Origin of the sequence: Streptomyces bikiniensis (genome assembly GCF_000716625.1) — a bacterium.
GTDB classification, from domain to species: domain Bacteria; phylum Actinomycetota; class Actinomycetes; order Streptomycetales; family Streptomycetaceae; genus Streptomyces; species Streptomyces bikiniensis.
In genome coordinates this window covers 32,908-58,938 of record NZ_JNXJ01000014.1, presented here as the reverse complement: position 1 = coordinate 58,938, position 26,031 = coordinate 32,908, and the positions used below count along the sequence as shown (strand labels likewise).

Below are 26,031 nucleotides of genomic sequence, written 5' to 3'. Positions count from 1 at the left end.
CCCTACCTCAGCTTGGGGTCGAGGGCGTCGCGGACGGCGTCGCCGAGCATGATGAAGGCGAGCACCGTGACGGCCAGCGCGCCGGCCGGCCAGAGCAGCATGTGCGGGGCGTTGCGGATGTACTGGGAGGCCGAGGAGATGTCGATGCCCCAGGAGACGGTGGGGGGCTTGAGGCCGACGCCGAGGAAGGAGAGCGTCGCCTCCAGGGAGATGTACGTGCCGAGGGCGATGGTGGCGACGACGATCACGGGGGCCACGGCGTTGGGCGTGATGTGCCGGAGCAGCATCCGGGAGTTGGAGGCGCCGAGCGCGCGGGCCGCCTGGACGTAGTCGTTCTGCTTGGCGGTGATGACGGAGCCGCGGGCGATGCGGGAGATCTGCGGCCAGCCGAGCAGCACCATGAAGCCGATGACGGGCCAGACGCTGTTGTTGCTGACGACGGAGAGGAGGACCAGGCCGCCGAGGACGACGGGGATGGCGAAGAAGATGTCGGTGATGCGGGAGAGGAAGCCGTCCCAGGCGCCGCCGTAGAAGCCGGCGAGGCCGCCGAGGACCGAGCCGAGGAGGGTCACGCCGAGGGTGGCGAGGACGCCGACCTGGATGGAGGCCCTGGCTCCGTAGACCGTGCGGGTGTAGACGTCGCAGCCCTGGCCGTTGAAGCCGAAGGGGTGGCCGGGCTGGGAGCCCTCCTGGGCCTTGGAGAGGTCGCAGTCGAGCGGGTTGCCGCTCGCGATGAGCTGCGGCCAGATGGCGATGACCACCAGGAAGAGGATGATCAGGCCGGAGATGATGAAGACCGGGTTGCGGCGCAGGTCGTGCCAGGCGTCGGACCAGAGGGAGCGGGCCTTCTTGTCGGGGCCGGTGCCGTCGGGGCCGCCGGGAACCTTCTCCAGGGTCTCGGCCTCGGACATCGCGAGGTCGGTGGCGCCGCCGGCTCCGGTCGAGGCGATGGCCGACCCCTCGTCGTGGTGCTCGGGCATCTCAGGCATAGCGGATCCTCGGGTCAAGGACGGCGTACAGGAGGTCGACGAGCAGGTTGGCGACCAGGAAGACCAGGACGAGGACGGTCACGAAGCCGACCACGGTCTGGGTGTTCTGGCGGAGGATGCCCTGGTAGAGCTGGTAGCCGACCCCGTGGATGTTGAAGATCCGCTCGGTGACGATGGCGCCGCCCATGAGCGCGCCGACGTCGGTGCCGATGAAGGTCACCACCGGGATGAGGCTGTTGCGCAGCAGGTGCCGGGTGATGACCCGGCGGCGGGGCAGTCCCTTGGCGACGGCGGTGCGGACGTAGTCGGCGCGCTTGTTCTCGGCGATCGAGGTCCGGGTGAGCCGGGTGACGTAGGCGAGCGACACGGAGGCGAGGACCAGGCCGGGGACGATGAGTTCGTCGAAGGTGGCGGCGGAGGAGACCGAGGGGTCGATCCACTTCCACTTGACGCCGAGGAGGAGCTGGACGAGCAGGCCGGTGACGAAGGTCGGGACGGAGATGACGACCAGGGTGAGCAGCAGCACGGTGGTGTCGACGGGCCGCCCGCGCTTGAGGCCGGTGAGGACGCCGAGGCTGATGCCGATGACGATCTCGAAGAGGATCGCCACGAGGGTGAGGCGGATGGTGACCGGGAAGGCGTTGGCCATCAGCTCGGTGACCTCCTGGCCGTTGAAGGCCGTGCCGAAGTCTCCGGTGAAGACGTTGCCCATATAGGTCAGGTATTGCTGCCAGACCGGCTTGTCGAGGCCGAACTCCTTCTTGAGCTGGGCGGCGGTCGCCGGGTCGCACTGGCGGTCGCCGCACAGTCCGGCGACGGGGTCGCCCATCACGTTCACCATCAGGAAGATCAGCAGCGTGGCGCCGAAGAAGACCGGGATCATCTGCAGCAGTCGCCGGATCACGTATCGACCCATGAGGGACTCCGGGGGTTGGCTCCGGTGCGGACGTGCTTCGGAGGGGAGGAAGGCGTACGGCCCGGCGCGGAGGTCCGCGGGCCGGGCCGTGCGCCGTCGGCCTGCTACGCCGTCAGTTCACCTTGATCTGGTCGTAGACCGGGACGCTGAAGGGGTTCAGGGTCACGTTGCTCACGCGCTCCGAGTAGCCGGCGCTGCCGTTCTGGTACCAGAGCGGGATGGCGCCCATGTCGTCGCGGAGGACTTCCTCGGCCTGCTGGAAGATGCCGACGGCCTTGGCGGTGTCGGCCTCGGCGTTGGCCTGGTTCACCAGCTTGTCGAACTCGGGGTTCGTCCACTTGCCGTCGTTGGAGGAGGCGTTGGTGTAGTACAGCGGCTGGAGGAAGTTCTGGATGAGCGGGTAGTCCATCTGCCAGCCGGCGCGGAACGGGCCCGTGAGCTTCTGCGTGGTGACCTGGTTGCGGTAGTCGGCGAAGGTGCCGACGGGGTTGCCGACGCAGGCGCGGTCGTTGCCGAGGGCGCGGTTGATGGAGTTGCAGACCGCGTCCACCCACTCCTTGTGGCTGCCGGTGTCGGCGTTGTACGAGATCCGCATGGTGCCGCCGGGGATGCCGCCGCCCTCGGCGACCAGCTTCTTCGCCTCGGCCGGGTCGTACGTGCAGAGGTCGCCGCAGACGTCCTTGAAGCCGCCGTCCTCGCCGAGGACGGGCGAGGTCCAGTCGACGGCGGGGGTGCGGGTCTTCTGGAAGATGGTCTCGGTGATCTGGTTCCGGTCGATGGCCCGCGACAGGCCCTGGCGGAGCTTCGCCTGGTTCGGCTTGTTCCAGTTCGGGTCGTAGAACGGGAAGGAGAGGGTCTGGATGATGCCGGCGGGCACGTTGATGTACCGGTCGCCGAGGTCGGCCTCGACGTTCTTGAGCTGGGCGGCGGGGACGTCGTCGACGAGGTCGAGGTTCCCGGCGATCAGGTCGGTGTAGGCGGTGTTGTTGTCGGTGTAGACCTTGAGGGTCACGCCGCCGTTCTGCGCCTTGTCGGTGCCGGGGTAGGCGTCCCACTTCTTCAGGACCATCTGGGAGCCCTTGGAGTACGAGTCGATCGTGTACGGGCCGTTGCCGACGGGCTTCGAGAGCCAGCCGGCGCGGTCGCTGAAGAAGGACTGGGGCAGCGGGGCGAAGGCCGCGTAGCCGAGGGTGACCGGCCAGGTGGAGAACTTCTGGGTGAGCTTGACCGTGAAGGTGCGGTCGCCGGTGACCTTGAGGCCGGACATGGTCTCGGCGGTGGGGTCGCCCTTCTCGGGGTGGACCTGGTCGTAGCCCTCGATCTGGCCGAAGAAGTAGGCGTTCTTCTGGTTGTTCTTCAGGTGGGCGCCGTAGTTCCAGGCGTCCACGAAGGACTTGGCGGTGACCTTCTCGCCGTTGGAGAAGGTCCAGCCGTCCTTGACGGTGATGGTGAAGTTGGTCGAGTCGGTGGTCTCGATCTTCTCGGCGAGCATGTCCTTGGCCTCGCCGGTCTTGGGGTCGTACTGCTTGAGCCCCCGGAAGATCATGGACAGGACCTTGCCGCCCTGGACCTCGTTGGTGTTGGCGGGCTCCAGCGGGTTCTGCGGGTCGCCCCACGAGGAGGACACGACGCCGTCGGCCCCTCCGCCGCCGCCGCTGTCCCCGCCGCCGCAGGCGGTCGCCGCGAGGGCGACGGCGGTGGCCAGAGCGGCCCACTTGGCGTGCGTGGCTCCGCGCATGGAGTGCCTCCCGTATGTACCGATTCACACTGAGAGCCCCAATATCACCCCGCGACAACGCGCCTGCATGTTGTCGGCGCCCATCAGTGCGACGGCGGACCGCACGGAAACGGCCGGCTCCCGGCGCCGTGGGGCGCCGGGAGCCGGCCGTGCGGAACCTCCGGGGCGTCAGTGCGCCGGGACGACCTGCTTCTCCTCGGCGAAGTGGCACGCCGAGAAGTGGGCGGCCGGGGTGTCCTGGCCCTTGAAGACGGACGGCACCGCGAGCAGCGGCACCTCCTGGGCGCACTTCTCCTGCGCCTTCCAGCAGCGGGTGCGGAAGCTGCAGCCCGACGGCGGGTTCGCCGGCGACGGGACGTCACCGGTGAGGATGATCCGCTCGCGGTGCGCGCGGGCCTCCGGGTCCGGCACCGGCACCGCGGAGAGCAGCGCCTGGGTGTACGGGTGCGTCGGGTGCTCGTAGATCTCCGAGTCCGTGCCGATCTCGGCCATCTTGCCGAGGTACATGACGCCGACGCGGTCCGAGATGTGCCGGACGATCGACAGGTCGTGCGCGATGAAGAGGTAGGAGAGGTTGAACTCGTCCTGGAGCTTCTCCATCAGGTTGATGACCTGGGCCTGGACGGAGACGTCCAGGGCCGAGACCGGCTCGTCGCAGATGATGATCTCGGGGTTGAGCGCGAGGCCGCGGGCGATGCCGATGCGCTGGCGCTGACCGCCGGAGAACTGGTGCGGGTACCGGTTGATGTACTCCGGGTTCAGGCCGACGACGTCCAGGAGCTCCTGCACCTTGCGGCGCCGGTCGCCCTTCGGGGCCACCTCGGGGTGGATGTCGAAGGGCTCGCCGATGATGTCGCCGACGGTCATGCGCGGGTTGAGCGAGGTGTACGGGTCCTGGAACACCATCTGGATGTTCCGGCGGACCGCCTTCAGCGCGCGCCCGGACAGCTTGGTGATGTCCTGGCCCTTGTAGAAGACCTCGCCCGCGGTGGCCCGCTCCAGGTTCATCAGGAGCTTGGCGACCGTGGACTTGCCGCAGCCGGACTCGCCCACGATGCCGAGGGTCTCGCCCTGGTAGAGGTCGAAGGAGACCCCGTCCACGGCCTTGACCGCGCCGACCTGCTTCTTGAAGAGGATGCCCTGCGTCAGCGGGAAGTGCTTCTTCAGGCCGCGCACCTGGAGGATCGGCTCGCCCCGCTCGACGGGGGCGTCGATGGCGGCGACCAGGGCCTCTTCGTTGGCGGCGGCCACGGCCTCGTCGTTCTTGCTGAGGTCAGCCATGGATCGTCTCCTTCCAGAAGTGGCAGGCGCTCTTGCGGCCCGGAAGGTCCGTGCCGTCCTGCTCGGTGACCGGCGCCAGGGCCGGGATCTCCGTGCGGCAGATGTCCTCGGCCTTCGGGCAGCGCGGGTTGAAGGCGCAGCCGGTGGGCACGCGGAGCAGGTTCGGCGGCAGGCCCTTGATCGCGTAGAGCTCCTGGCCCTTCTGGTCCAGGCGCGGGATCGAGTCCAGCAGACCGCGGGTGTACGGGTGCGCCGGGCGCTTGTACAGCTCGTGCACGGGCGCCTGCTCGACGATCCGGCCCGCGTACATCACGGCGATCTTGTCCGCGACGTCGGCGACGACGCCGAGGTCGTGGGTGATCAGGATCAGACCCATGTTGTATTCCTGCTGGAGCTCCGCGAGGAGGTCCATGACCTGGGCCTGGACGGTCACGTCGAGAGCCGTGGTGGGCTCGTCGGCGATGATCAGGTCCGGCTCCAGGGCCAGCGCCATGGCGATCATGATGCGCTGGCGCATGCCGCCGGAGAACTGGTGGGGGTAGTCGGAGACCCGGGCCTTGGCGGCCGGGATCTTGACCTTGTCCATCAGCTCGACGGCCTTGAGCTTCGCGTCCTTCTTGGACAGGCCCTGGTGGACCCGGAACATCTCGCCGAGCTGGTAGCCGACGCTGAGGACCGGGTTCAGGGAGGACAGCGCGTCCTGGAAGATCATCGCGATCTTGCGGCCGCGGACCTTCCGGCGCTCCTCGTCGGACATCTTCAGCATGTCCTGGCCGCGGAACAGGATCTCGCCCTTGGGGATCCTGCCGGGGGGCATGTCGAGGATGCCCATGATGGCCTGGGCCGTGACGGACTTGCCGGAGCCGGACTCGCCGAGGACGGCGAGGGTCTCGCCGGCGTTCACCGAGTAGTTGACGCCGTTGACCGCCTTGGCCACCCCGTCACGGGTGTGGAACTCCACGTGCAGGTCGCGGACTTCGAGCAGCGGGCCGGTGTGGGACCCGTCGCGCGGCGCGGGGACGGCCGCGGTCTTGTCGATGATGCTCATCTTTTACGCCCTCCTCAGCGCAGCTTGGGGTCGAGGGCGTTGCGGACGGCTTCGCCGAGCATGATGAACGCCAGGACGGTGAGGCTCAGCATGATCGACGGGTACAGCAGGATGTGCTGCGACGTACGGATCGCCTGAACACCCGCGGAGATGTCGACACCCCACGAGACGGTCGGGGAGGCGAGGCCGAGTCCCAGGTAGGACAGGGTCGCCTCGGCGGAGATGTAGCCGCCGAGCGCGATGGTGGCGACGACGATCACCGGGGCCATGGCGTTCGGCAGGATGTGCCGGAAGAGGATCCGGCCGGTGCCGGCGCCCAGCGCCTTGGCGGCGTGGACGTAGTCGGCCTGCTTGACCGTGATCACGGCGCCGCGCATGACGCGGGCCATCTGCGTCCAGCCGAGGAAGGCGAGGGCGAAGACGACGACCCAGACGGTGCGCTCGACGAAGGCCTGGAGGACGACCATCGCGCCGAGCAGGAAGGGGATGCCGAAGAAGACGTCGGTCAGGCGGGAGAGGACCGCGTCCACCCAGCCGCCGAAGTAGCCGGCGATCATGCCCATGGTTCCGCCGACGACGGTGACGATCAGGGTGACGCAGACGCCGACGATGATCGAGGCGCGGGTGCCGTAGATCAGGCGTGCGTAGACGGAGCGGCCCTGGATGTCGTAGCCGAGCCAGCCCGCGGAGCCGACGTCGCCGAGCTCGGGCTTGCCGACGTAGTGCTTGACGAGGTCGCCGGCGGTGGGCGACGCACTGGTGAACATCCCCGGGAACGCGGCGATGAGCAGCAGGAAGAAGATCAGCACCGACGACACGAGGAAGTACGGGTTGCGGCGCAGGTCCGCCCAGGCGTCGCCCCAGAGCGAGCGGGGCTTCTCCGCCTTGTCCTGCGGGGCGGGCGCGTCCACCGGGGGTGCGGCGACGGCGTCCGGCGCCGTGGCGGCAGCGGTCTTGGTCACGTCAGGCATACCGGATCCTCGGGTCCAGGACCGCGTACAGCAGGTCGATGAGCAGACTGGTGATTAGGTAGACGACCACCAGAACGGTGACGAGGCCGACGAGGGTGCTGCCCTCGCGGCGGGTGATCGACTCATAGATCAGACCACCGACACCCTTGACGTTGAAGATGCCTTCGGTGACGACCGCGCCGCCCATCAGGGCGCCGATGTCGGTGCCGAGGAAGGTGACGACGGGGATCATCGAGTTGCGCATGAGGTGGACGCCGATGATCCGGCGCTTCGGCAGACCCTTGGCGACGGCCGTGCGCATGTAGTCGGCGCGCAGGTTCTCCGCCATGGAGGTGCGGGTGAGCCGCGCCACGTAGGCGAGGGAGAGGCCACCGAGGACGATGGCGGGGGCGATCATCTCGGACAGCAGCTGGTCGTTGCTGACGTTCGGCTCGATCCAGCCGAGCTGGAAGGCGAACACCATCTTGATCAGGAAGCCGAGCACGAAGACCGGGATCGAGATGATCAGCAGGGTGAAGATCAGGATCGCGTTGTCGGCCATGCGTCCGGCGCGGAGGCCGGCGACGATGCCGAGGGTGAGGCCGAAGACGAGCTCGAAGGCGAAGGCGAGGGCCGCCAGCTGGATCGTCACGGGGAATGCGTCCCCCAGGACTTCGGTCACAGGCCGGTCGTTGCGGATCTGCGTGCCGAAATCGAAGTGGAAGACGATTCCACTGATGTAGTCCCAGTACTGCTTCAGGATCGGCTGGTCGAGGCCGAGCTTGTGTCTGATCTCCGCGATGGTCGCGGGCGACGCCCCCTTGTCGCCGAAGAGACCGGCCACGGGGTCACCGGGCAGGCTGTAGACCATGAGGAAGATCAGCAGGGTTGTCCCGAAGAAAACCGGGATCATCTGGAGCAGTCGTCGTGCGACATAGCGCCCCATCATGCCTCCGTTGAGATGTGACGGCCGCAGCCGAGGGCCCTCCCCCGACGCGCCTGCCCGGATTCGGACAGCGCGGTGCCGTGGAAGGGCCCCCCAGCCGCTGCGTAAGGCGCCGAGACGGGACTGGCGATCCGCCAGTCCCGTGACGGCATGCGGACTACGCTTTCGGGTTTACTTGTGGACCTCGACGCCGGTCAGGATCGGGTCGCCGTCCTGACCGTAAGCCACGCCCGAAACCTTCTCGGAGTAGCCCGCGTTGACCTTGTAGTACCAGAGCGGGATGGACGGCATGTAGTTGACCAGGTCCTTCTCGATGGCCTGGAACTCCTTGACCGACTCCTCCAGCGTGGGAGCGGAGTCCGCCTTCGCGATCTTCGCGTCCAGCTCCTTGTTGGAGAAGCCACCCTGGTTGCCCGCCGCACCCGTACGGAACAGGTCGGAGATGAAGTTGGCGTTCACCGGGTAGTCGAGCACCCAACCGGAGCGGTAGAACGACTTGACCTGCTTGTTCTTGCGGGCCTGCAGGTCGGCCTGGAAGTCCGGCTTGCCGTCACCCGTGCAGGCGACGCCCGTGGACTGGGTGATGGAGTTGCAGACCGCGTCCACCCACTCCTTGTGGCCGCCGTCGGCGTTGAACTGGATGGAGATCTTGTTGCCGGGAACGCCGCCGCCGGCCTTGATGAGCTCCTTGGCCTTGGCCGGGTCGAACTTGGTGACGTCGACCGCGTTCGGCTGGTAGCCGAGCACACCCTTGGCGACCCAGCCGGTGGCGGGCTCGCGGGTGCCCTGGAGCACCGTCTTGGTGATGGTGGCGCGGTCGATGGCCATCGAGAGGCCCTGGATGACCTTCGGGTCGACCTGCTTCGGCTTGCTCCACTGGTCGGCGTAGAAGGCCACGGCGACGGTCTGGATCGCGGAGTACGCCTGGTCGACGGCGCGGTCGCCGAGGTCCTGGCGGTAGACCGGGAGGTCCTTCGGGGCGAGCTGACGCAGGACGTCGACGTTGCCCGACTTCAGGTCCTCGTAGGCGGCCTCGAGGGTGGTGTAGTTCTTGAAGACCACACCGCCGTTCTTCGCCTTGTTCGGGCCCTTGTAGTCGTCGTAGCGGACGATCTCGATCTGCTTCTTGTGGTCCCAGCTCTTGAACTTGTAGGGACCGTTGCCGATCGGCTTCTGACCGGCGGCCTTGGTGTCCTTGTAGAACGCCTCGGGCAGCGGGGCGAAGACGATGTAGGCGAGCTTGTGGCCGAAGTACGGGACGGCCTTCGCCAGCTCGATGGTGAAGGTGTTCTCGTCGACGACCTTCAGACCGTCCAGCTTGTCGGCGGTGGGCTTCGCGCCCTCGCCCTCCGGGCTGAGCTTCTCGAAGCCCTTGATGTCGGCGAACCACGAGCTGAGGCCCATGGCGTTCTTGACGTTGGCGTTCCAGTTCCACGCGTCCACGTAGGACTTGGCGGTGACCGGGGTGCCGTCGTGGAAGGTCCAGCCCGGCTTGAGCTTGACGGTCCACGTCTTCGAGTCCGTCGTGGTGACCGACTCGGCGTTGATCATCTCCAGCGAACCGTCGGCCTTGTAGTCGACCAGGGTCGAGAACAGGCCGGCCATGACGGCGGAGCCGTTGGACTCCATCGTGTCGCCGGTGTACAGGGGCTTCTCGGGCTCACCGAGCTCGATGGAGAAGATCCCGTTCGGGTCAACAGCGCCCTTGGCGTCACCGGCCCCGTCGCTCTTACCCCCGCCACAGGCGGTCGCAGCCAGGGCGACGATGATCGCGCCCGTTACCCACTTGGCGCTCTTGGCACCGCGCATGGGTTCCTCCTCATGAGTCCACTTTGTCACTACAAGAGGGGCACTCCGAGTTTCGCCGACACCCCTGACGGCTATGCACTCAAGTGCCCCGAGTGTGCTCGTGAGTCGGCACTCCCCACAGTGCGTGACCCATTGACCCGAGCTCAACGGAGCCAACTATTAAGTACGTCCGGGCCGTAAACCACACTTAAGTGGTCTCGTTTTGACAACATCACCACCCCCCGAGGTACCGAAATCCGGACAAAGGGAGTCCAGACAGACACCCCCGAAACGGACTGTTAATACACGTTCCGGAGAGCGATGACCGGTATCCGGACACTCCGTCTCTGAATTCGACTTGACGACGGAGCCCCGCACGGCCTCCCCTCCCGGCCCGGCGGGGGCGCCCGCGAAGGCCCTCGCGGCGCTCTCCGCCGTGAACTTCGCAGGTGATCCGGGTGGCACCCCCGGAGCTTCCCCACCGCGCCCCCGGGGCAATCCCCGACGACCCTCCGGACAGAGGGTACGACTGAGCCCCGCCGGGGCCGGCGGGGCTCGGTCGTACGTCCGGAACCGGTCCAACCGGTTCGGTGTCAGCCGTTCTTGGCGCGCGAGGCCGAGCGGCCGCGCTCCTTCTGGTCCAGGACGACCTTGCGGATGCGCACGGCCTCCGGGGTCACCTCGACGCACTCGTCGTCGCGGCAGAACTCCAGCGACTGCTCCAGGGAGAGCTTGCGCGGCGGGACGATCGCCTCGAAGGAGTCGGCGGAGGAGGAGCGCATGTTGGTGAGCTTCTTCTCCTTGGTGATGTTGACGTCCATGTCGTCGGAGCGCGAGTTCTCGCCGACGATCATGCCCTCGTACACCTCGGTGCCCGGATCGACGAAGAGGACGCCGCGCTCCTGGAGGTTGGTCATGGCGAAGCCGGTGACCGAGCCGGCCCGGTCGGCGACCAGGGAGCCGTTGTTGCGGGTCTGGAGCGGGCCGAACCAGGGCTCGTGGCCCTCGTGGATGGAGTGGGCGATGCCCGTGCCGCGGGTCTGCGTCAGGAACTCCGTGCGGAAGCCGATGAGGCCGCGGGACGGGACGACGAACTCCATGCGGACCCAGCCGGAACCGTGGTTCGACATGTTGTCCATGCGGCCCTTGCGGACGCCCATGAGCTGCGTGACCGCGCCCATGTGCTCCTCGGGGACGTCGACCGTCAGGCGCTCGACGGGCTCGTGGACCTTGCCGTCGACGTCCTTGGTGACGACCTGCGGCTTGCCGATGGTGAGCTCGAAGCCCTCGCGGCGCATCTGCTCGACCAGGATGGCGAGCGCGAGCTCGCCGCGGCCCTGGACCTCCCAGGCGTCGGGGCGCTCGGTGTCGAGGACGCGGAGCGAGACGTTGCCGACGAGCTCGCGGTCCAGGCGGTCCTTCACCTGGCGGGCGGTGACCTTGCGGTCCTTCACGGCGGACTTGGCGTCCGCGCCCTTGCCGGTGCCGCCGCGGCCGACGAGCGGCGAGGTGTTGGTGCCGATGACCATGGAGATGGCCGGCTGGTCGACCGTGATCAGCGGCAGCGCGATCGGGTTCTCCGGATCGGCCAGGGTCTCGCCGATCATGATGTCGGGGATGCCGGCGACGGCGCAGATGTCACCGGGGCCCGCCACCTCGGCCGGCTTGCGGGTGAGCGCCTCGGTCATCATCAGCTCGGTGATGCGGACGTTGGAGATCGTGCCGTCCCGCTTGATCCACGCGACCGTCTGGCCCTTGCGCAGCTCGCCCTGCTCGACGCGGAGCAGCGCGATGCGGCCGAGGAAGTTGTCGGCGTCGAGGTTGGTGACGTGGGCCTGGAGCGGCGCGTCCTCCTCGTACGACGGGGCCGGGACGTGCTCCAGGATGGTGGAGAAGAACGGCTCCAGGTTGTCGCTGTCGGCGGGGACGGTGCCGTCCTCCGGCTTGGTCAGCGAGGCGACGCCGTCGCGGCCGCAGGCGTAGACGATCGGGAACTCGATCTGGTCCTCGTCCGCGTCCAGGTCGAGGAAGAGGTCGTAGGTCTCGTTGACGACCTCGTCGATCCGGGAGTCCGGGCGGTCCGTCTTGTTGATGCAGAGGATGACGGGCTTGCGCTGCTGGAGGGCCTTGCGCAGCACGAACCGGGTCTGCGGGAGCGGGCCCTCGGAGGCGTCGACCAGGAGGACGACCGCGTCGACCATCGACAGACCGCGCTCGACCTCGCCGCCGAAGTCGGCGTGGCCGGGGGTGTCGATGATGTTGATCGTGATCGGGGCCCCGCCGTCCTTGGGGTGGTACTTCACCGCCGTGTTCTTGGCGAGGATCGTGATGCCCTTCTCACGCTCCAGGTCGTTCGAGTCCATCATGCGGTCGTCGAGCTGCTGGTGGGCGGCGAAGGCACCGGCCTGCTTGAGCATGGCGTCGACGATGGTCGTCTTGCCGTGGTCGACGTGGGCGACGATGGCGACGTTGCGGATGTCGTGGCGCGTGGGCATGGGTGGCTTGCGCTTCTCTCGGATCGTGGGAATCGGCGTCAGTTCCTCTTACGCCCGCCGGGCGGACGCGCCACGGCTGTCTCCCATGGTACGGGGCCGTCGTGCAAGAGGCTTCCCCGCCCGGGTTCCGAGAGGGTCTACTGGAAGGTTGCGAGGGTGTGGGGGAGGCGGTGCGGCCGGGTCAAGGGGCCGACGCGATCCTGCCCGCCGGGATCACCGGCGGGCAAGGAAGTTGAGCTGGTTCTGAGGTTGTGACCTGCACTTTCAGCCGCTTCGGCGCTTTCGGCGGTTTCGTGCCGGGCGCTAGCCCTGCTTCCGGCCGGTCGCCCCGGTCCCCTCGGGGCCCTTGGCGGTCTCCTTCTTCTCGAAGCCGATGTCCTGGTAGCGGGGGGCGGCGAAGCCCCAGGCCCCGGCGTTCACCAGATCGGCCCTGGCGGCGACCAGCTGGGGGCGCTGGTAGAGGGGGATGGAGCCGGCCGCGGCCCAGATCCGGGCGTCGGCCTGGCGGACCAGCTCCAGGGCCTCCTCCTCGTCGAGGGTGCCCGCCGCCTGGTCGAAGAGCTGGTCGATGCGGTCGGTGCCGACCCGGGAGTAGTTCTGCTCGACCATGAGCGAGCCGTCCGAGGCGGGCTCGGGCTTGGCGAAGATCGGCCGGGCGTCGGTCGCGGGGAAGGCGGAGGCGGGCCAGGAGTAGAGGGCCAGGTCGTAGTCGCCCGAGGCGATGTGGTCCTTGAAGAAGCTCTCGTCGGGGACCTTGGTGACCTCGGTGCGGATGCCGACCGCGTCGAGCATCCGGACGATCCGGTCCCCCACGGTCCGCAGCGACTCGGAGCCGGGCCCGGACGGCAGGACGAAGCGGAGGCTGAGCGCCTTGCCGTCCTTGCCGAGGGCCTGCTTCGCCCCGGGGACGGCGGCGGGCGCGGCGGTGCCGCGCGGGGCGTAGGCCCCGGCCACGCCCCGGTCGGGCCGGGCGGCCTGCGGGACGCCGGCCCGGGCGGCGGAGCCCGCACCGACGTCGAGGGCGCCGGGGCGGGCGTCCAGGGCCCCGGGGCGGGCGTCGAGGGGTTCCACCCGGGTGTCGAGGGCTTCCGCGCGGGCCTGGAGGGCGGCGCCCTGGAGCGCGGCGGAGGGGGCAGGGGCGAGGACGCGGGCGGCGCTCTGGGGGTCGCCGGGGGCGGGGGCGGCCCGGTCGGGGACGGCCCGGCGGTCGCCGGGCTTGTCGTCGCCGACGATGTAGAGGCCCTCGTCCGAGGGGGCGTCCCCGGAGGCGTCGTCGCTCTTCTTCTCGGCGTCGGCGGGGGCGGTGGGACTGCTCTTCGCGGGCTTCTCCGACGCCTCCTTCCCGGTCCCCTCCTTCTCCGCCTCGCTGCCCGCCTTCGTGCCGGCGGGCAGCTCGGCCCCGCCGGGGACCCAGCCGGCGTCGGCGAGGAGCGCCCGTGCCTCCTGGGTGTCCTGGCCGCCGAGGGCGTCGCTGCCGTCCTTGTACGCGGCCTGGCCCGCGAGGGCCAGGTGGCTGCCGGGGGGCTTCGCCGGGAGGCCGAGCGGCTTGAGCACGGTTTCGGCCAGCTCTTGGCGGTCGATGGCGCGGGCCACCGCGCGCCGCACCCGCTCGTCGGAGAGCGGCCCGGACTCGCCGTTCAGCGAGAGCTGGGTGTAGGCGGGCTCCAGGGACTTGCGGACCACGTACTTCGCGAGGGTGTCCTGCGCGCTCGCGTACCGGGCGATCGCCTCCTGGTTCTTCTTGCGGGCGGCCCGGACCTCCTCGGCCTTCTCCTCGTCGGAGCCGTGGGCGAGGGCCCAGGACCTCAGGGCCTTGGAGGGGGTGATCGAGGAGCCGGGGCCGTGGGCGAGGGCGGCCTGCGCGCCGTTCCGTCCGGCGCGGGCGTCCTTGAGCGCCAGGGAGATCCGCTCGGCCGTGGAGCGGTCGATCTCGGCCAGGTCGAGGGTGCCCCCGGCGAGGGCGTCCGCCCGGTCGGACCGGGGGACGGGCTTGAGGACGACGGTGTCGAGCTTGGCGGCCTGCCCCCACCAGCGGGGGTTGCGGGCGAGGGTGACGTCGCCGCCCCCGGTGTCGACCGACTTCAGCAGGAACGGTCCCGCGGTGGCCTTGAGGGTGGTGCGGGCGCCGTCGTTGAAGGCCTCCGGGGACCCCATGACCTGCTTCGGGTAGAGCGGGGTGAAGAGGGACTGCCAGTCGGCGTAGGGCTTGGCGAAGGTGACCCGCACCTCCAGGTCGTTCCTGCCCCGCTCGATCTTCTCGATCCGCTCGTAGCCGGAGTTCCGGGCGGTCCAGTACGCGGTGTCGCGGCCGCTCAGGGCCCGCCACTGGGCGACGAAGTCGGGCGCCCCGATCTCGCGTCCGTCGCTCCACACGGCCTGCTGGTTGAGCTTGTAGAGGACGACCTGCTTGGGCTCGGTCTCGACGACCTGCGCGGACTCCAGGTAGTCGGGGTTCCGCTGCGGCCGGCCCCGCTGGTCGAGGGTGTAGAGGGCGGGGAGCACGGCTCCGGCGATGCGGGAGGTGGTGGCGTCGGCGTCGGCCTGGAAGGCGTTGAGGGTGGTGGGGGCGGCGTCGACGGCCCAGCGCAGGGTGCCGCCGTCGGCGACCCGGTCGCGCGGGGCGGGCGCGTTGTCCTGGGCGGCGACCGGGGCGGCGTCGGCGTCCTCGTCCGCGCTGCATCCGGCGAGGACGGTGACGGCGAGGACGGCGCTGGTGAGGGTGGCGACGGTACGGAGCGTCCGGGAGCGGGGGCTCTTGGGGCATGTCCCCCCGTGAGGGGCGCCGATCTGGGACATGTCTGTACCCCTTCGTCCAGATTCATTCCATTTGGGGATGATCACACCTACTGTTCATCCACTGAAAAGGAGGAAGGGAATCCGGCCAGGGCGACACGACGGAACGGCCGAAAAACGCCACTCGGGCGGCCCAACGGGGGCCGGTGGTCAGGCCGCGGCCCGACTTTCGCCGCCCTTCGCTTCCGCCCCCGCCCCCGCGCCCGCGCTCCAGCGGCCGAGGACGGGCTCGGCCAGGGTGCGGGCGGCGAGGCACAGGGTCTGGCCGTGCCGGGCGAAGAGCTCGTCGCGCGAGGTGAAGCGGCCCAGGTCGGTCCTGAGGTGGGCGGACAGGTCGCAGGGGGCGGAGCCGGCGCACGCCGGCGGCGCGTCCCAGTCGACGGCGGTCCGGGCCACCGCCTCGAAGAGCGTCTCGGGGCCGGAGTTCGTGAAGCCCCCGCCCCCGGCCGGAGCGCCGCCGTCCGCCCCGGGCCCGTCCACCCTTGACCAGTCCGTCCCGGACCCGTCCGCCCCTGACCCGTCCGCCCCGGACCCGCGCGTCCCGTGGCCCGCGAAGAGGTCGGCCACCGGGACCCAGGCCCCGTCGAGCAGGAACTCCGGCCACGCGAGGAGCACGTCCTCGGGCACGAGGGGGCGCAGCCCCGGGAAGCGCGGGTACCAGAAGGCGCCGTCGACCAGCAGGCCCCGGACCCGCGTGGGCACGCCGAGGGAACGGGCCACCGCCTCCAGGACCGCCATGCGCTGGCTGCACGAGCCCCGGCCGAGCCGCAGCGTCCGTGACACCCGGCGCAGGTCGTCCACGGAGTACACCGGGCGCACGGCGGAGGCGATGATCCCGTGCGCGGTCCGGAGCCGCTCGCGGTCCGTCACCGCGCCCCGCGCCCGCGCCGCGCGCCGCACCCGGTCCGCGAAGGCGGCGGTCAGGGGGTGTTCCAGGTCGAGGATCGCCGTGGGCCGGGTCGACCCCGGGGCGTCCTCCGCCGGGACGGGCTCCGGCGCGGCGGACCGGAAGGGCATCAGAAGACGGCTGGTCATGGTGGGCTCCCCCTCTGCCGGTGATGGCGGGCCCATCCTCCCCCGGGCCGCGCGGCCCGGAGACCGCGGGGTCGCGAAAACCGGGGGTACGGGCGGCCTCCCGGCGGCCTCCGGACGGCTCGGCCCGGTCGCGGGTGGACATACCCGGACATAGCCTCGCGTGTGTGACGCGAAGGTATGCAGCGCGGACGGGTGCGGCGCGGACTGGTGCGGCGCGGGCGTTTCCAGCACGGTCCCGTGGAGCGCGGACGGCCGCCCGGGCCCTTCTCGCGGTCCTGGCGGCGGTGTGGTGGCTCGCCGCCCCCGCCACGGGCGGTGTCCCCGCCGCGCACGGTGTTCCCGCCGTGTCCGGTGTTGCCGCCGCGCACGGTGTTCCCGCCGTGTCCGGCGCCCGCGCCGACGACCCCGTCGTCCTGTCCCGGGACGGGCAGATCACCGACCGGGTGGGTGCCCTCCGCGACCGCCGCGCCTCCGTGGAGCAGGCCCTCGACCGCCTCTACGAGCAGGAGCGCGTCCAGCTCTTCGTCGTCTACGTACGGGACTTCTCCGGGCGCTCCGGCCAGGACTGGGCCGACGCCACCGCCGCGCGCAACGGGTTCGGCGCCGGCGACCTGCTGCTCGCCGTCGCCACCCACGACCGGCAGTACGGCTACTCGGCCGACCCCGGCTCCGGCCTCACGCAGGCGCGGCTCGACGAGGTCGCGCGGACCGCGATCGAGCCGGCCCTGCGGCAGAACGACTGGGCCGGGGCCGCCGTCGGCGCGGCGGACGGCTACGGCGCCGTCCTCGCGGGCCGGCCGGTCACCGCTCCCCCGATCACCCCCGGGCCCGCCGACCCGGGCCACGCGTCCGACGACGGCCCCTCCGCCTCCGACCTGGTCCTGCCCGTGGTGCTGGTCGGCGGCGCCGGGGCGGTGGCGGCCTACGCGTACGCCAGGCGGCGCAAGCGGACCGGGACCCGCACCACGCCCGCGAACGGGCAGGGCTGGGGGCCGCCGAAGGAGCCCGCGCCGCCGACCCTGGACGAGCTGGACGGGGAGGCGCGCCGGACCCTGGTCGCCACCGACGACGCCGTCCGCACCAGCCGGGAGGAGCTGGGCTTCGCGTCGGCGCAGTTCGGCGAGGAGGCGGTGCGGCCCTTCACCGAGTCCGTCGCCTTCGCCCAGGAGCAGCTGACGGCGTCGTTCCGGCTGCGGCAGAAGCTGGACGACGCCTTCCCCGAGGACGACGCGACCCGCCGGTCCATGCTGGAGGAGATCCTGCGCCGCTGCGGGGAGGCGGACGCGCGGCTCGACGCCGAGACCGAGTCCTTCGACCGGCTCCGCGCCCTGGAGCGGACCGCCCCCGAGGCGCTGGCGGCGGTCGAGGCCGCGCTCCGGGAGCAGACGGCCCGGATGGGCACGGCCGAGGCGGCGCTGACCGCCATGCGCGAGCGGTACGCGGAGACGGCGGCCTCGCCCGTCGCCGGCGACGTCGAACAGGCACGGGATCGGCTGGTCTTCGCGGAGGACCGGGTCGGGCGGGCCCGGGAGCGGATCGGCGCCGGTGACAACGGCGGGGCGGCCGTGCACGTACGGGCCGCCGAGGGCGCCGTGGACCAGGCGGCCCGGCTGATCGGGGCGGTGGACCGGCGGGCGCAGGAGCTGGCCGAGGCCGTGGGCCGGCTGCCGGGCGTCCTCGCGGAGACGGACGTGGACCTCGCGGACGCCCGCGGCCTCCTGAAGGGGACCGCCGCCGGGGTGTCCACGGCCGACCTCCAGGGCCGGATCGCCCGCGCCGAGGCGGTGGTGGCCGAGGTGCGGCGGAGCGCGGAGGCCGGACGGTACGACCCGATCGGCGCCCTGCGCCGGGTCGAGGAGGCGGACGCGGCCCTGGACGAGGCCCTGGAGGGGGCGCGGGAGCGCGAGTCGGGCACGCGGCGGGCCCGCGCGCTCCTGGACCAGGCGTTGCTGACGGCCCGTTCGGCGATCGGGGCGGCCTCCGACTACGTCGCCACCCACCGGGGCGCGGTGGGCAGCGAGGCCCGGACGCGCCTGACCGAGGCCGGGCGCCGCTGGGAGGAGGCGCAGGCCCTCGCGGCCGACGACCCGCAGTCCGCCCTCGCGGAGGCCCGGCAGGCGGACGCGCTCGCCCGGCGGGCGCAGGACCTCGCCGAGCGGGACGTCCGCGCCTACGGGAACCCGATCGGCACGGGCGGGATGCCGGGGACGGGAGGGGGTTCCGGCGGGCTCGGCGGCGCGGTGCTCGGCGGCATCATCCTCGGCGGCCTCTTCGGCGGCGGAAGGGGCGGCGGGCCCGGAGGCCTCGGCGGGGGGTTCGGGGGCGGCGGCTTCGGCGGCGGGCCCGGCAGCTTCGGCGGCAGCGGCACGCGCGGCCGGCTGGGCGGCGGCGGACGCTTCTGACCCGGGACCGCCGTCCCACGAGCACCTTCTCTCCCCCTCATCCCCCTCAAGGAGAAGTCCCATGAGCAAGCAGACCGTCCTCGGCCGGGTCACCCAGCTGGCGAAGGCCAACATCAACGCCCTGCTGGACCAGGCGGAGGACCCGCAGAAGATGCTGGACCAGCTCATCCGCGACTACGCGAACAACATCGCGGACGCGGAGGAGGCGGTGGCCGCGACCATCGGCAACCTCCGGCTGATGGAGCAGGACCACCGGGAGGACGTGGAGGCGGCGAAGGAGTGGGGCGGCAAGGCGCTCGCCGCCAGCCGGAAGGCGGACGAGCTGCGGGACGGCGGGCGGGCGGCGGAGGCGGACCGCTTCGACAACCTGGCGAAGGTGGCCCTCGGCCGCCAGCTCCAGTCGGAGAAGGAGGCGCGGACGGCGGAGCCGGCGATCGCCGCGCAGACCGAGGTGGTGGCGAAGCTCAGGGACGGCCTCGACCGGATGAAGGCGAAGCTCACCGAGCTCCAGGCCAAGCGGGACGAACTGGTGGCCCGCGCCAAGTCGGCGCAGGCGCAGAACACGATGATGGACGCCGTGAAGAACGTCGACGTCCTCGACCCGACCAGCGAGCTGAGCCGCTTCGAGGACAAGGTGCGCCGGGAGGAGGCCCGGGCCCTCGGCAAGCAGGAGCTGGCGGCCTCCTCCCTGGACGCGCAGTTCGAGCAGCTGGACGCGCTCGGGGACGACGCCGAGATCGAGGCCCGGCTGGCGGCGCTCAAGAAGTGACCCGGCGCCACCCCCGTACGCGTACAGCCCGTCCCCGTACACGTACGCGTACAGCCCGCCCCCGTACGCGTACGCGTACGGCTCAGAACATGCTGAGCAGCTGCTCCACGGTCGGCTCCGCCGCCTCCCCGTCCTCCGGCAGGTCCAGTTCGAACCAGACGGTCTTGCCGCGCGGAGTGCGGCGCGAGCCCCAGGAGGAGCTGAGGAGCCCGACGAGCTGGAGGCCGCGGCCGCCCTCGTCGGTGTCCTTGGCGCGGCGGCGGCGCGGCTGGACCAGGCCGGCGTCCCAGACCTCGCAGACGAGGGTGCGGTCGCGCAGCAGGCGCAGCCGGATCTCGCCCTCGCCGTAGCGCAGGGCGTTGGTGACGAGTTCGCTGACGAGGAGTTCGACGGTGTCGACCAGCGGTTCGAGGTCCCAGGCGGCGAGCTGGGCGCGGGCGAGTTCGCGGGCGCGGCCGACCGAGCGGGGCTCCCTGGGCAGCCGCCAGTCCCCGACGGCCTCGGCGGGCAGCCCCTGGACCCGGGCCATCAGGAGGGCGATGTCGTCCTCGCCGTGCCCGGTGTTCAGGCTGCCCAGGACCCGGTCGCAGACGTCCTCCAGGGGGCGGGACGGGTCGGTGAGGGCGCGCCGGAAGGCGCTGAGGCCCTCGTCCAGGGGGTGGTCGCGGGACTCGACCAGGCCGTCGGTGTAGAGGGCGAGGAGGGCGCCCTCGGGGATCTCGACCTCGACCTCCTCGAAGGGCTCGCCGCCGACCCCGAGCGGCATACCGGGGGGCACGTCGAGCAGCCGGGCCGCCTCGCCGGGTTCGACGAGGACCGGCGGGAGGTGGCCGGCGTTGGCGAAGGTGCAGCGGCGGGTGACCGGGTCGTAGACGGCGTAGACGCAGGTGGCGAGGTAGACCTCGGAGAGCTCGGGGCCGCGGTTCTTGTGCGCGCGGGACTGCTGGGTGCCGATGGGGGCGCCGAGGCCGCGGGCGATCTCGTCCAGGTGGGAGAGGACCTCGGCCGGTTCCAGGTCGAGCTGGGCGAGGGTCCGCACGGCGGTGCGCAGTTCGCCCATGGCGACGGCGGCGCGCAGGCCGCGGCCCATGACGTCCCCGATGACGAGGGCGGTGCGGTGGCCGGGGAGTTCGATGACGTCGAACCAGTCGCCGCCGACCTCGGTGGCGTCGGTGCCGGGGAGGTAGCGGCAGGCGATGTCGAGTCCGGCGGCCTCGGGGTCGCCGGGCGGGAGCAGGCTGCGCTGGAGGATGAGGGCCCGCTCGTGTTCGCGGCGGTAGAGGCGGGCGTTGTCGATGCAGACGGCGGCCCGGGCGGCGAGTTCGACGGCGAGGGCCCGGTCGCGCTCCCCGAAGGGCTCGCTGCCCTTGGCGCGGGAGAACTGGACGAGGCCGACGACGGTGTCGTGGGCGGTCATGGGGACGACCAGGGTGGACCGGGCGAGGTCGCCGTCGTCGCCGTGGACCGTGCGGACGCGGCCGGTGCGGAGGGCTCCGGCGTACGGGGAGTTGAAGGGGTAGCGGTGGACGGCGCCGACCTCGATGGGCACGGTGCCCGGGCAGCCGGGGTCGGAGGCGTGGCCCTCGTCGGTCCTGCGGGGGGTGTCGGAGACGGCGCTGGCGAAGGCGACCCGGCGCAGTTCGGCGCTGCCGGCCCCGTAGCCGACGTCGTGGGAGCTGCCCCAGCGGCCCGGCGGCGCCTCGTCGCCGGTGAGGAGGCCCTGGTAGAGGTCGACGGAGGCGAGGTCGCAGAAGCCGGGGACGGCGACGTCGAGGAGTTCGCGGGCGGTGGCCTCCAGGTCCAGGGTGTTGCCGATGCGGGCGCCGGCCTGGTTGAGGAGGGCGAGGTTGCGGCGGGCGCTGGCGGCCTCCCGGGCCGCGTTGTGGCGGCGGGTGACGTCGATGCCGAGGCCCGCGACGCCGATCGGGCGGCCGGAGCCGCTGTGCACGCGGTAGAGGTTGATGGACCAGTGGCGGCGGTCCCTGGCGCCGGGGGCGGCGCCGACGATCCTCAGGTCGGTGACGGACTCGCCGGTCTCCAGGACCTTCCGCAGGGCGCCGGTCATCCGGTCGGCCTCGGCGCGGCTCAGGTAGTCGTGGACGGTGCGGCCGCGGTGGTCGTCGGCTTCGCCGCCGAAGACGGTGGCGAAGCGCCGGTTGGCCCGCCGGACGGTGAGGTCGGTGTCGAAGAGGAGGAACCCGAAGGGCGATTGGCCGAATATCGCCTGGGAGGCGGCGAGGTCGGTCTCGATGCGGCGGAGGGCGCGCACGTCGACGACGATGCACAGCGCGGCCCGCTCCCCCGTCTCGGTCTCGGTCGGCATGACGTACATCTCGGCCACGCCGTGGGGGCGTTCCTCGCCGGGGACGCGGAAGGGGACGAGGCCCGTCCACTCCTTGCCGTCGAGGATCTCCTTGACCCTCCGGTGACCGCGCTCGCGCAGGTCGGCGGGCATGAAGACCTCCACGGGGTCCTTGCCCCTGGCCTCCTCCGCGGTGACGCCGAAGAGGTCCACGGCCCTCCGGCTCCACTGCTCGACCAGGCCGTCGGGCCCGATCGAGAAGGAGGCCACCCGGATGTAGTCGTAGAGGGAGCCGGGCGGGCTGCTCTGCCACACGACGCCGCCGCTCGCCGTCCCAGGTATCTCGCTCACGCGACCGTCCCCTCCAGCTCACCGCACCGGACCGGCCATGCCCGCAGTATTCAATACGGCGGGCTCCGGCGGTACGACGTTCACGATCACAGGGTGGTCTCGTTCGCTCCTCGCCGAGTACCGGTGATCGTTGTCCCACCCTCTTTACTCACCAGGCAGAGCCAGCTCGAACCATACGGTTTTGCCGACGGTCCCCTTGCGGGTCCCCCAGCGGCGGGCGGTGCCGGCCACGAGGCCGAGGCCGCGGCCCCCCTCGTCGTCGGGCCCGGGGGCCTTGGCGGTCGGCGGATCCGGAAGCGGATCGGAGACCTCCACGAGCAGCGCCGTGCAGTGGGCCGGGTCGGCGCCGTCGGGGTGGACGCGGACCAGGCGGACCCCGATGGGGCCGGAGGCGTACCGCAGGGAGTTGGTCACCAGCTCGCTGACCAGCAGGACGGTCACGTCGCCGAGGAGTCCGTCGAGCTCCCAGGCGCGGAGGGTCTCGCGCACCGCGTGGCGGGCGGTGCGCACGGCGTTCGCCTCGGCCGGGAAGGTCCACTCGGCGCGGTCGCCGTCGGTGTAGATCACACCCGATCACTTCCCCAGCCGTGGGTCAGCAGGAAGGCCCGCGCCTTCGCGCGAGGTACCAATGGGGACATACCCACCATATGCGGCAAGTTATCCCACCGGGGGCGGTCACCGGCGCACGGTGGCACGAACGGCGTAGGGAGCGGCCGGGCGCCCGCCGGAGGGGCGCCCGGGGGATGCCCGGGGGACGCCGGGGGCCTCAGTGCTCCGGGAGCCGCAGCCCGGCCTCGGCGACGGCGGGGCGGTCCTGGTCGAGCCAGTCGACCGAGTCCAGCTCCGAGCGGGTGAGCCAGCGCAGTTCGTCGTGGTCCTCCAGGGGGCGCGGTTCGCCGGAGAGCAGGCGGGCGGTCCACACCCGCAGGACGTAGCCGGGTTTCAGCGGCCACTCGCCGGGGATGCGCTCCCCCGGCTCGACCTCCACGCCGAGCTCCTCCCGGAGCTCCCGGACCAGGGCCTCCTCCGGGCCCTCGCCCGGTTCGAGCTTGCCGCCGGGCAGTTCCCAGCGGCCGGCGAGGTCGGCGGGGGCGCTGCGCCGGGCGGCGAGCAGGCGCCCCCGGTCGTAGAGGGCGCCGGCGACGACGACCACGGGGACGGGGTCGCGGCGGTGGGTCTCGGTGGTGCGTTCCGTCATGGCGCGAGCGTAGCCGGGACCCGGGGACGGGGGTCCGCGGGCGGCTCAGAGGGCGGGGCTGCCGATGCGCTCGACCCAGTAGAGCTGCTTGTGGCCGCGGTCGTCGAGGCTGTCCGCGACCTTCCGCGCCTCGCCCTCGGTCGCGTACCGCCCCACCCGGTAGCGGTTGCCGTTGTCGTCCTGCCGAATGACGAGCCAGGGGAGGACGGGGTCGCTGTCGGTCATCGGGCTCCTCCCTCCGCCGGTCCGCGTGCCGTCAAGGATCTCCGGGAAACCGCAATCCGCATATGCCGGAGCTTACGCCTGACCTTCACACAGCGGATACGGGTTTACACAAAGAGGCACGGTTCGGCCGGTTACCGACGGAGCGCGGCCGAAGTCGGGCCCCACCCCGGACGGCCACGCACCCTGACCCCCCGTCACCCGCCACCCCCACACAGGAGTACGCCCCCGGCCCCGGAGGCACGGGCACACGGGCCGACGGGCCCACCCCCCACCGCCCCGAACACCCCCGAAAACCCCCGCGCGGGCACGAACGGGCGACGGGCCGCGCGGACGCGGCGGGTCCGCGGCACCGGGAGTGCGGCGCGGGCCCCGCCCCGCGTCACCTCACCGGCAGGTGGTACGCGATCCGGTAGCGGTCGGCCGGGACCACCACGTCGGCGGTCTCGACGGCCCGGCCCGAGGCGTAGTAGGTCCGCTCCACGACCATGACCACGTGGCCCGGGACCCCGCCCAGCGCCAGGAGCTCGTCGGCGAGGCCGGGGCGGGCGCCGACCTCCTCCACCACGTTGTCCACGACGACGTCGATGGCGGCCATCCGCTCGACGACCCCGCAGCCGCCCAGGGGGCCCTCCTCGGGCAGCATGACCGGCGTCCGGCCGGTGACGGCGAGGGGCTCCCAGGAGGTGGAGACCATCATGGGCTCGCCGCCGTCCCGGTACACGTACCGCGTGCGCATCACCCGCTCGCCCGGCTCGATGCCGAGCCGCCCGGCCACCTCCGGGCTCGCGGGCTCCTGTCCGCTGTTCGACTCCCAGGTGCCGTGCGCCCCCTCGGCCGCCTGCTCCTGCCGGAAGGGGCTGGCCCCGGAGGCCGGGCGGTAGCCGGAGCGGGCGATCCGGCGCGGCACCGGGCGCTCCCGCACGTACGTCCCGGAGCCCGAGCGGCCCTCCACGAGCCCCTCGGCCATCAGTACCTTGCGGGCCTCCAGTGCGACGGTGTCCGACACCCCGTACTCCTCGCGGATGCGTGCCTGCGAGGGAAGGCGGGTATGGGGCGGAAGCGAGCCGTTGGCGATCTTCTCCCGCAGATCGCCCGCCACGCGCAGATAGGCGGGCTGCTCACCGAACGTCACTGGACACTCCCCTCAGGTTGACTGTCAGCTACAGCGTGACAACCGTGGGTCGCGAACCGCAAGCATGGGCCAGAGTTTCACTCGAAGTGATGAAGCCCTCGCCGTACACCTCGACTACCGAGGTTTTCTCCGGGGCGGATGCGGTCGGATCCCTTGACCCCATTGGTACAGACCAATACTTTCCTCCCTGCACGCACGCGCACTCCGCACGCTCCATCCCGCCTCGCACAGGAACGAGCCCATGCGTCCCAGAGCCATGTCCAAGCCGACCTTCGGCGCGGTCGCCGCCGTCACCCTCGGCCTCCTCGCCGCCCTGGCCCCCGCCGCCGACGCGCACCAGGCCCCGCACGGAGCCGCCCACGAGTCCTCTCTCAAGCCCTCCCACGGGCAGGACCTCAAGCGGATCGGCTACTTCACCCAATGGGGCATCTACGGAAGGAACTTCCAGGTCAAGGACCTGGAGACGAGCGGCACGGCCGCCAAGCTCAGCCACATCAACTACGCCTTCGGCGTGATCGGCCCGGACGGCAAGTGCCTCATGGGCAACGCCCCCGGCTCCGACCCCTGGGCCGACTACGTGCGCCCCGTCGACGCGGCGAACTCCGTGGACGGCGCCGGCGACACCGACGGGCAGCGCCTGGCGGGCAACTTCAACGAGCTGCGCGAGCTGAAGGCGAAGCACCCCGGGCTCAAGGTCATGATCTCGCTGGGCGGTTGGAGCGGCTCCGCGCACTTCTCCGACGCGGTGCGCACGGACGCCGGCCGCAAGGCCCTCGTGGCCTCCTGCATCGACACGTACGTCAAGGGGAACCTCCCCGTGGACGGCGCCCGCGGCGGCGCCGGGGCGGCCGCCGGGATCTTCGACGGCATCGACCTCGACTGGGAGTGGCCGGGCTCGGACGGCGCCCCGGGGAACGTGATCCGCCCCGAGGACAAGCCCAACTTCACCAAGCTCGTACGCGAGTTCCGCGTCCAGCTCGACGCCTACGGGCGCTCCCTGAAGAAGCGCAAGCACTACGAGCTGAGCGCGTACGTGCCCACCGCCCCCGCCAAGATCGACGCGGGCTTCGAAGTCGCGAAGATCATGCGGGACTTCGACTTCGTGAACCTCCAGGGCTACGACTTCCACGTCTCCGGCGAGCCGAGGACCGGGCAGCAGTCCGCGCTGTACGCGAAGGACGACTTCAGCGTCGACCAGACCGTCAGGGCCTGGCTGCGGCGCGGCGCGCCCGCCCGCAAGCTCGTGGTCGGCATGCCCTTCTACGGCCAGGGCTGGACCGGGGTCACCGGCGGCGGCAACGGCCTCGGCAAGCCCGCGGCCGGCCCCGCCCCCGCCACCTGGACGGCGGGCTCCGAGGACTACAAGTTCCTGAAGCGGCTCGCGGAGTCGGGGACGTACAAGCTCTACCGGGGTGAGCGGAACGGGCACGCCTGGCTCTTCGACGGCACCACCCTGTGGACGTACGACGACCCCGCGGTGCTGCGCACCAAGGCGGACTACGTCCGGCGGAACGGGCTCGGCGGCGCGATGGTCTGGTCCCTCGACGGGGACACCCCGGACGGGGAGCTGATCACCGCCATCGACCGGGGGCTGAAGCGGCGCTGATCCCCGCGCCGGGTCCGTGCCCGGTCCGTGCCCGGCCGCCGAGCGGCGGTCGGGCACGGGGGTGCGA

Annotated in this window: 19 protein-coding genes; 3 read left to right on the top strand and 16 right to left on the bottom strand. The window is 71.5% G+C overall.

The window, feature by feature from the left end; genetic code table 11:
* Nucleotides 1-2: 2 nt before the first annotated feature.
* From OO47_RS12945 to OO47_RS12895, 11 genes are all read right to left on the bottom strand, one after another.
* Nucleotides 3-989 (bottom strand): ABC transporter permease, encoded by a 987-nt coding sequence (locus tag OO47_RS12945; RefSeq protein WP_030207023.1) that lies wholly within the window; start codon nt 987-989, stop codon nt 3-5.
* Nucleotides 982-1,905, bottom strand: a complete 924-nt coding sequence (locus OO47_RS12940) for an ABC transporter permease (protein ID WP_030207022.1) — start codon at nt 1,903-1,905, stop codon at nt 982-984. The genes OO47_RS12945 and OO47_RS12940 overlap by 8 nt, the downstream gene beginning before the upstream one ends.
* 112 nt (nt 1,906-2,017) lie before the next feature.
* Complete coding sequence (locus tag OO47_RS12935; protein ID WP_030207021.1) at nt 2,018-3,643, bottom strand: peptide ABC transporter substrate-binding protein; 1,626 nt, start codon at nt 3,641-3,643, stop codon at nt 2,018-2,020.
* A gap of 168 nt (nt 3,644-3,811) precedes the next feature.
* Nucleotides 3,812-4,924 carry an ABC transporter ATP-binding protein gene (locus tag OO47_RS12930; protein ID WP_030207018.1) on the bottom strand — a complete coding sequence of 371 codons (1,113 nt, stop codon included), beginning with the start codon at nt 4,922-4,924 and terminating at the stop codon, nt 3,812-3,814.
* On the bottom strand, nt 4,917-5,972 hold the full coding sequence (locus tag OO47_RS12925; protein ID WP_030207015.1) for an ABC transporter ATP-binding protein: 1,056 nt from the start codon (nt 5,970-5,972) through the stop codon (nt 4,917-4,919). Before OO47_RS12925 ends, OO47_RS12930 begins: the two co-directional genes overlap by 8 nt.
* Before the next feature lie 14 nt (nt 5,973-5,986).
* Nucleotides 5,987-6,943, bottom strand: coding sequence for an ABC transporter permease (locus OO47_RS12920; protein ID WP_030207012.1), 957 nt, complete (start codon nt 6,941-6,943; stop codon nt 5,987-5,989).
* On the bottom strand, nt 6,936-7,868 hold the full coding sequence (locus OO47_RS12915; protein ID WP_030207008.1) for an ABC transporter permease: 933 nt from the start codon (nt 7,866-7,868) through the stop codon (nt 6,936-6,938). Before OO47_RS12915 ends, OO47_RS12920 begins: the two co-directional genes overlap by 8 nt.
* Nucleotides 7,869-8,039: 171 nt before the next feature.
* A complete protein-coding gene (locus tag OO47_RS12910; protein WP_030207006.1) occupies nt 8,040-9,677 on the bottom strand; it encodes a peptide ABC transporter substrate-binding protein in 1,638 nt (545 codons plus the stop codon).
* A 572-nt stretch (nt 9,678-10,249) separates the two neighbouring features.
* Nucleotides 10,250-12,151: a translational GTPase TypA gene (gene typA / locus OO47_RS12905; RefSeq protein ID WP_030207003.1), complete on the bottom strand. Its 1,902-nt coding sequence runs from the start codon at nt 12,149-12,151 to the stop codon at nt 10,250-10,252.
* Nucleotides 12,152-12,454: 303 nt separating this feature from the next.
* A complete protein-coding gene (locus OO47_RS12900) occupies nt 12,455-14,947 on the bottom strand; it encodes an ABC transporter family substrate-binding protein (protein WP_030207000.1) in 2,493 nt (830 codons plus the stop codon).
* Between the two features lie 147 nt (nt 14,948-15,094).
* Nucleotides 15,095-15,979, bottom strand: coding sequence for a transglutaminase domain-containing protein (locus tag OO47_RS12895; protein WP_051715350.1), 885 nt, complete (start codon nt 15,977-15,979; stop codon nt 15,095-15,097).
* A 284-nt stretch (nt 15,980-16,263) separates the two neighbouring features.
* Here OO47_RS12895 and OO47_RS12890 point away from each other — a divergent pair, with 284 nt between their 5' ends.
* Both OO47_RS12890 and OO47_RS12885 read left to right on the top strand, forming a co-directional pair.
* The gene (locus tag OO47_RS12890) at nt 16,264-18,381 is read left to right on the top strand and encodes a TPM domain-containing protein (protein ID WP_199812296.1); all 2,118 of its coding nucleotides are present in this window, start codon (nt 16,264-16,266) and stop codon (nt 18,379-18,381) included.
* Nucleotides 18,382-18,442: 61 nt separating this feature from the next.
* A complete protein-coding gene (locus OO47_RS12885) occupies nt 18,443-19,150 on the top strand; it encodes a PspA/IM30 family protein (RefSeq protein ID WP_030206992.1) in 708 nt (235 codons plus the stop codon).
* Nucleotides 19,151-19,232: 82 nt separating this feature from the next.
* On the opposite strand, the gene OO47_RS12880 is transcribed toward OO47_RS12885, so the two are convergent.
* The 5 genes from OO47_RS12880 to OO47_RS12860 all read right to left on the bottom strand — a co-directional run bounded on the left by OO47_RS12880 (nt 19,233) and on the right by OO47_RS12860 (nt 24,358).
* Complete coding sequence (locus tag OO47_RS12880) at nt 19,233-21,803, bottom strand: SpoIIE family protein phosphatase (protein WP_033208995.1); 2,571 nt, start codon at nt 21,801-21,803, stop codon at nt 19,233-19,235.
* A 144-nt stretch (nt 21,804-21,947) separates the two neighbouring features.
* The gene (locus OO47_RS12875; RefSeq protein WP_030206986.1) at nt 21,948-22,370 is read right to left on the bottom strand and encodes an ATP-binding protein; all 423 of its coding nucleotides are present in this window, start codon (nt 22,368-22,370) and stop codon (nt 21,948-21,950) included.
* Between the two features lie 199 nt (nt 22,371-22,569).
* Nucleotides 22,570-23,001 carry a (deoxy)nucleoside triphosphate pyrophosphohydrolase gene (locus OO47_RS12870; protein ID WP_051715346.1) on the bottom strand — a complete coding sequence of 144 codons (432 nt, stop codon included), beginning with the start codon at nt 22,999-23,001 and terminating at the stop codon, nt 22,570-22,572.
* 45 nt (nt 23,002-23,046) lie between these two features.
* On the bottom strand, nt 23,047-23,226 hold the full coding sequence (locus OO47_RS12865; protein WP_030206980.1) for a hypothetical protein: 180 nt from the start codon (nt 23,224-23,226) through the stop codon (nt 23,047-23,049).
* Nucleotides 23,227-23,605: 379 nt separating this feature from the next.
* Nucleotides 23,606-24,358 carry a GntR family transcriptional regulator gene (locus OO47_RS12860; RefSeq protein WP_030206979.1) on the bottom strand — a complete coding sequence of 251 codons (753 nt, stop codon included), beginning with the start codon at nt 24,356-24,358 and terminating at the stop codon, nt 23,606-23,608.
* 241 nt (nt 24,359-24,599) lie between these two features.
* On the opposite strand from OO47_RS12860, the gene OO47_RS12855 reads away from it, so the two are divergent.
* Nucleotides 24,600-25,964: a glycoside hydrolase family 18 protein gene (locus OO47_RS12855; RefSeq protein ID WP_030206976.1), complete on the top strand. Its 1,365-nt coding sequence runs from the start codon at nt 24,600-24,602 to the stop codon at nt 25,962-25,964.
* The last annotated feature ends 67 nt before the right edge of the window (nt 25,965-26,031 follow it).

Excerpts from the sequence above, each read along its gene's own strand:
- OO47_RS12945 (WP_030207023.1), bottom strand. The coding sequence starts at position 989 with ATGCCTGAGATGCCCGAGCACCACGACGAGGGGTCGGCCATCGCCTCG.
- OO47_RS12940 (WP_030207022.1), bottom strand. The coding sequence starts at position 1,905 with ATGGGTCGATACGTGATCCGGCGACTGCTGCAGATGATCCCGGTCTTC.
- OO47_RS12935 (WP_030207021.1), bottom strand. The coding sequence starts at position 3,643 with ATGCGCGGAGCCACGCACGCCAAGTGGGCCGCTCTGGCCACCGCCGTC.
- OO47_RS12930 (WP_030207018.1), bottom strand. The coding sequence starts at position 4,924 with ATGGCTGACCTCAGCAAGAACGACGAGGCCGTGGCCGCCGCCAACGAA.
- OO47_RS12925 (WP_030207015.1), bottom strand. The coding sequence starts at position 5,972 with ATGAGCATCATCGACAAGACCGCGGCCGTCCCCGCGCCGCGCGACGGG.
- OO47_RS12920 (WP_030207012.1), bottom strand. The coding sequence starts at position 6,943 with ATGCCTGACGTGACCAAGACCGCTGCCGCCACGGCGCCGGACGCCGTC.
- OO47_RS12915 (WP_030207008.1), bottom strand. The coding sequence starts at position 7,868 with ATGGGGCGCTATGTCGCACGACGACTGCTCCAGATGATCCCGGTTTTC.
- OO47_RS12910 (WP_030207006.1), bottom strand. The coding sequence starts at position 9,677 with ATGCGCGGTGCCAAGAGCGCCAAGTGGGTAACGGGCGCGATCATCGTC.
- typA (WP_030207003.1), bottom strand. The coding sequence starts at position 12,151 with ATGCCCACGCGCCACGACATCCGCAACGTCGCCATCGTCGCCCACGTC.
- OO47_RS12900 (WP_030207000.1), bottom strand. The coding sequence starts at position 14,947 with ATGTCCCAGATCGGCGCCCCTCACGGGGGGACATGCCCCAAGAGCCCC.
- OO47_RS12895 (WP_051715350.1), bottom strand. The coding sequence starts at position 15,979 with ATGACCAGCCGTCTTCTGATGCCCTTCCGGTCCGCCGCGCCGGAGCCC.
- OO47_RS12885 (WP_030206992.1), top strand. The coding sequence starts at position 18,443 with ATGAGCAAGCAGACCGTCCTCGGCCGGGTCACCCAGCTGGCGAAGGCC.
- OO47_RS12870 (WP_051715346.1), bottom strand. The coding sequence starts at position 23,001 with ATGACGGAACGCACCACCGAGACCCACCGCCGCGACCCCGTCCCCGTG.
- OO47_RS12865 (WP_030206980.1), bottom strand. The coding sequence starts at position 23,226 with ATGACCGACAGCGACCCCGTCCTCCCCTGGCTCGTCATTCGGCAGGAC.
- OO47_RS12855 (WP_030206976.1), top strand. The coding sequence starts at position 24,600 with ATGCGTCCCAGAGCCATGTCCAAGCCGACCTTCGGCGCGGTCGCCGCC.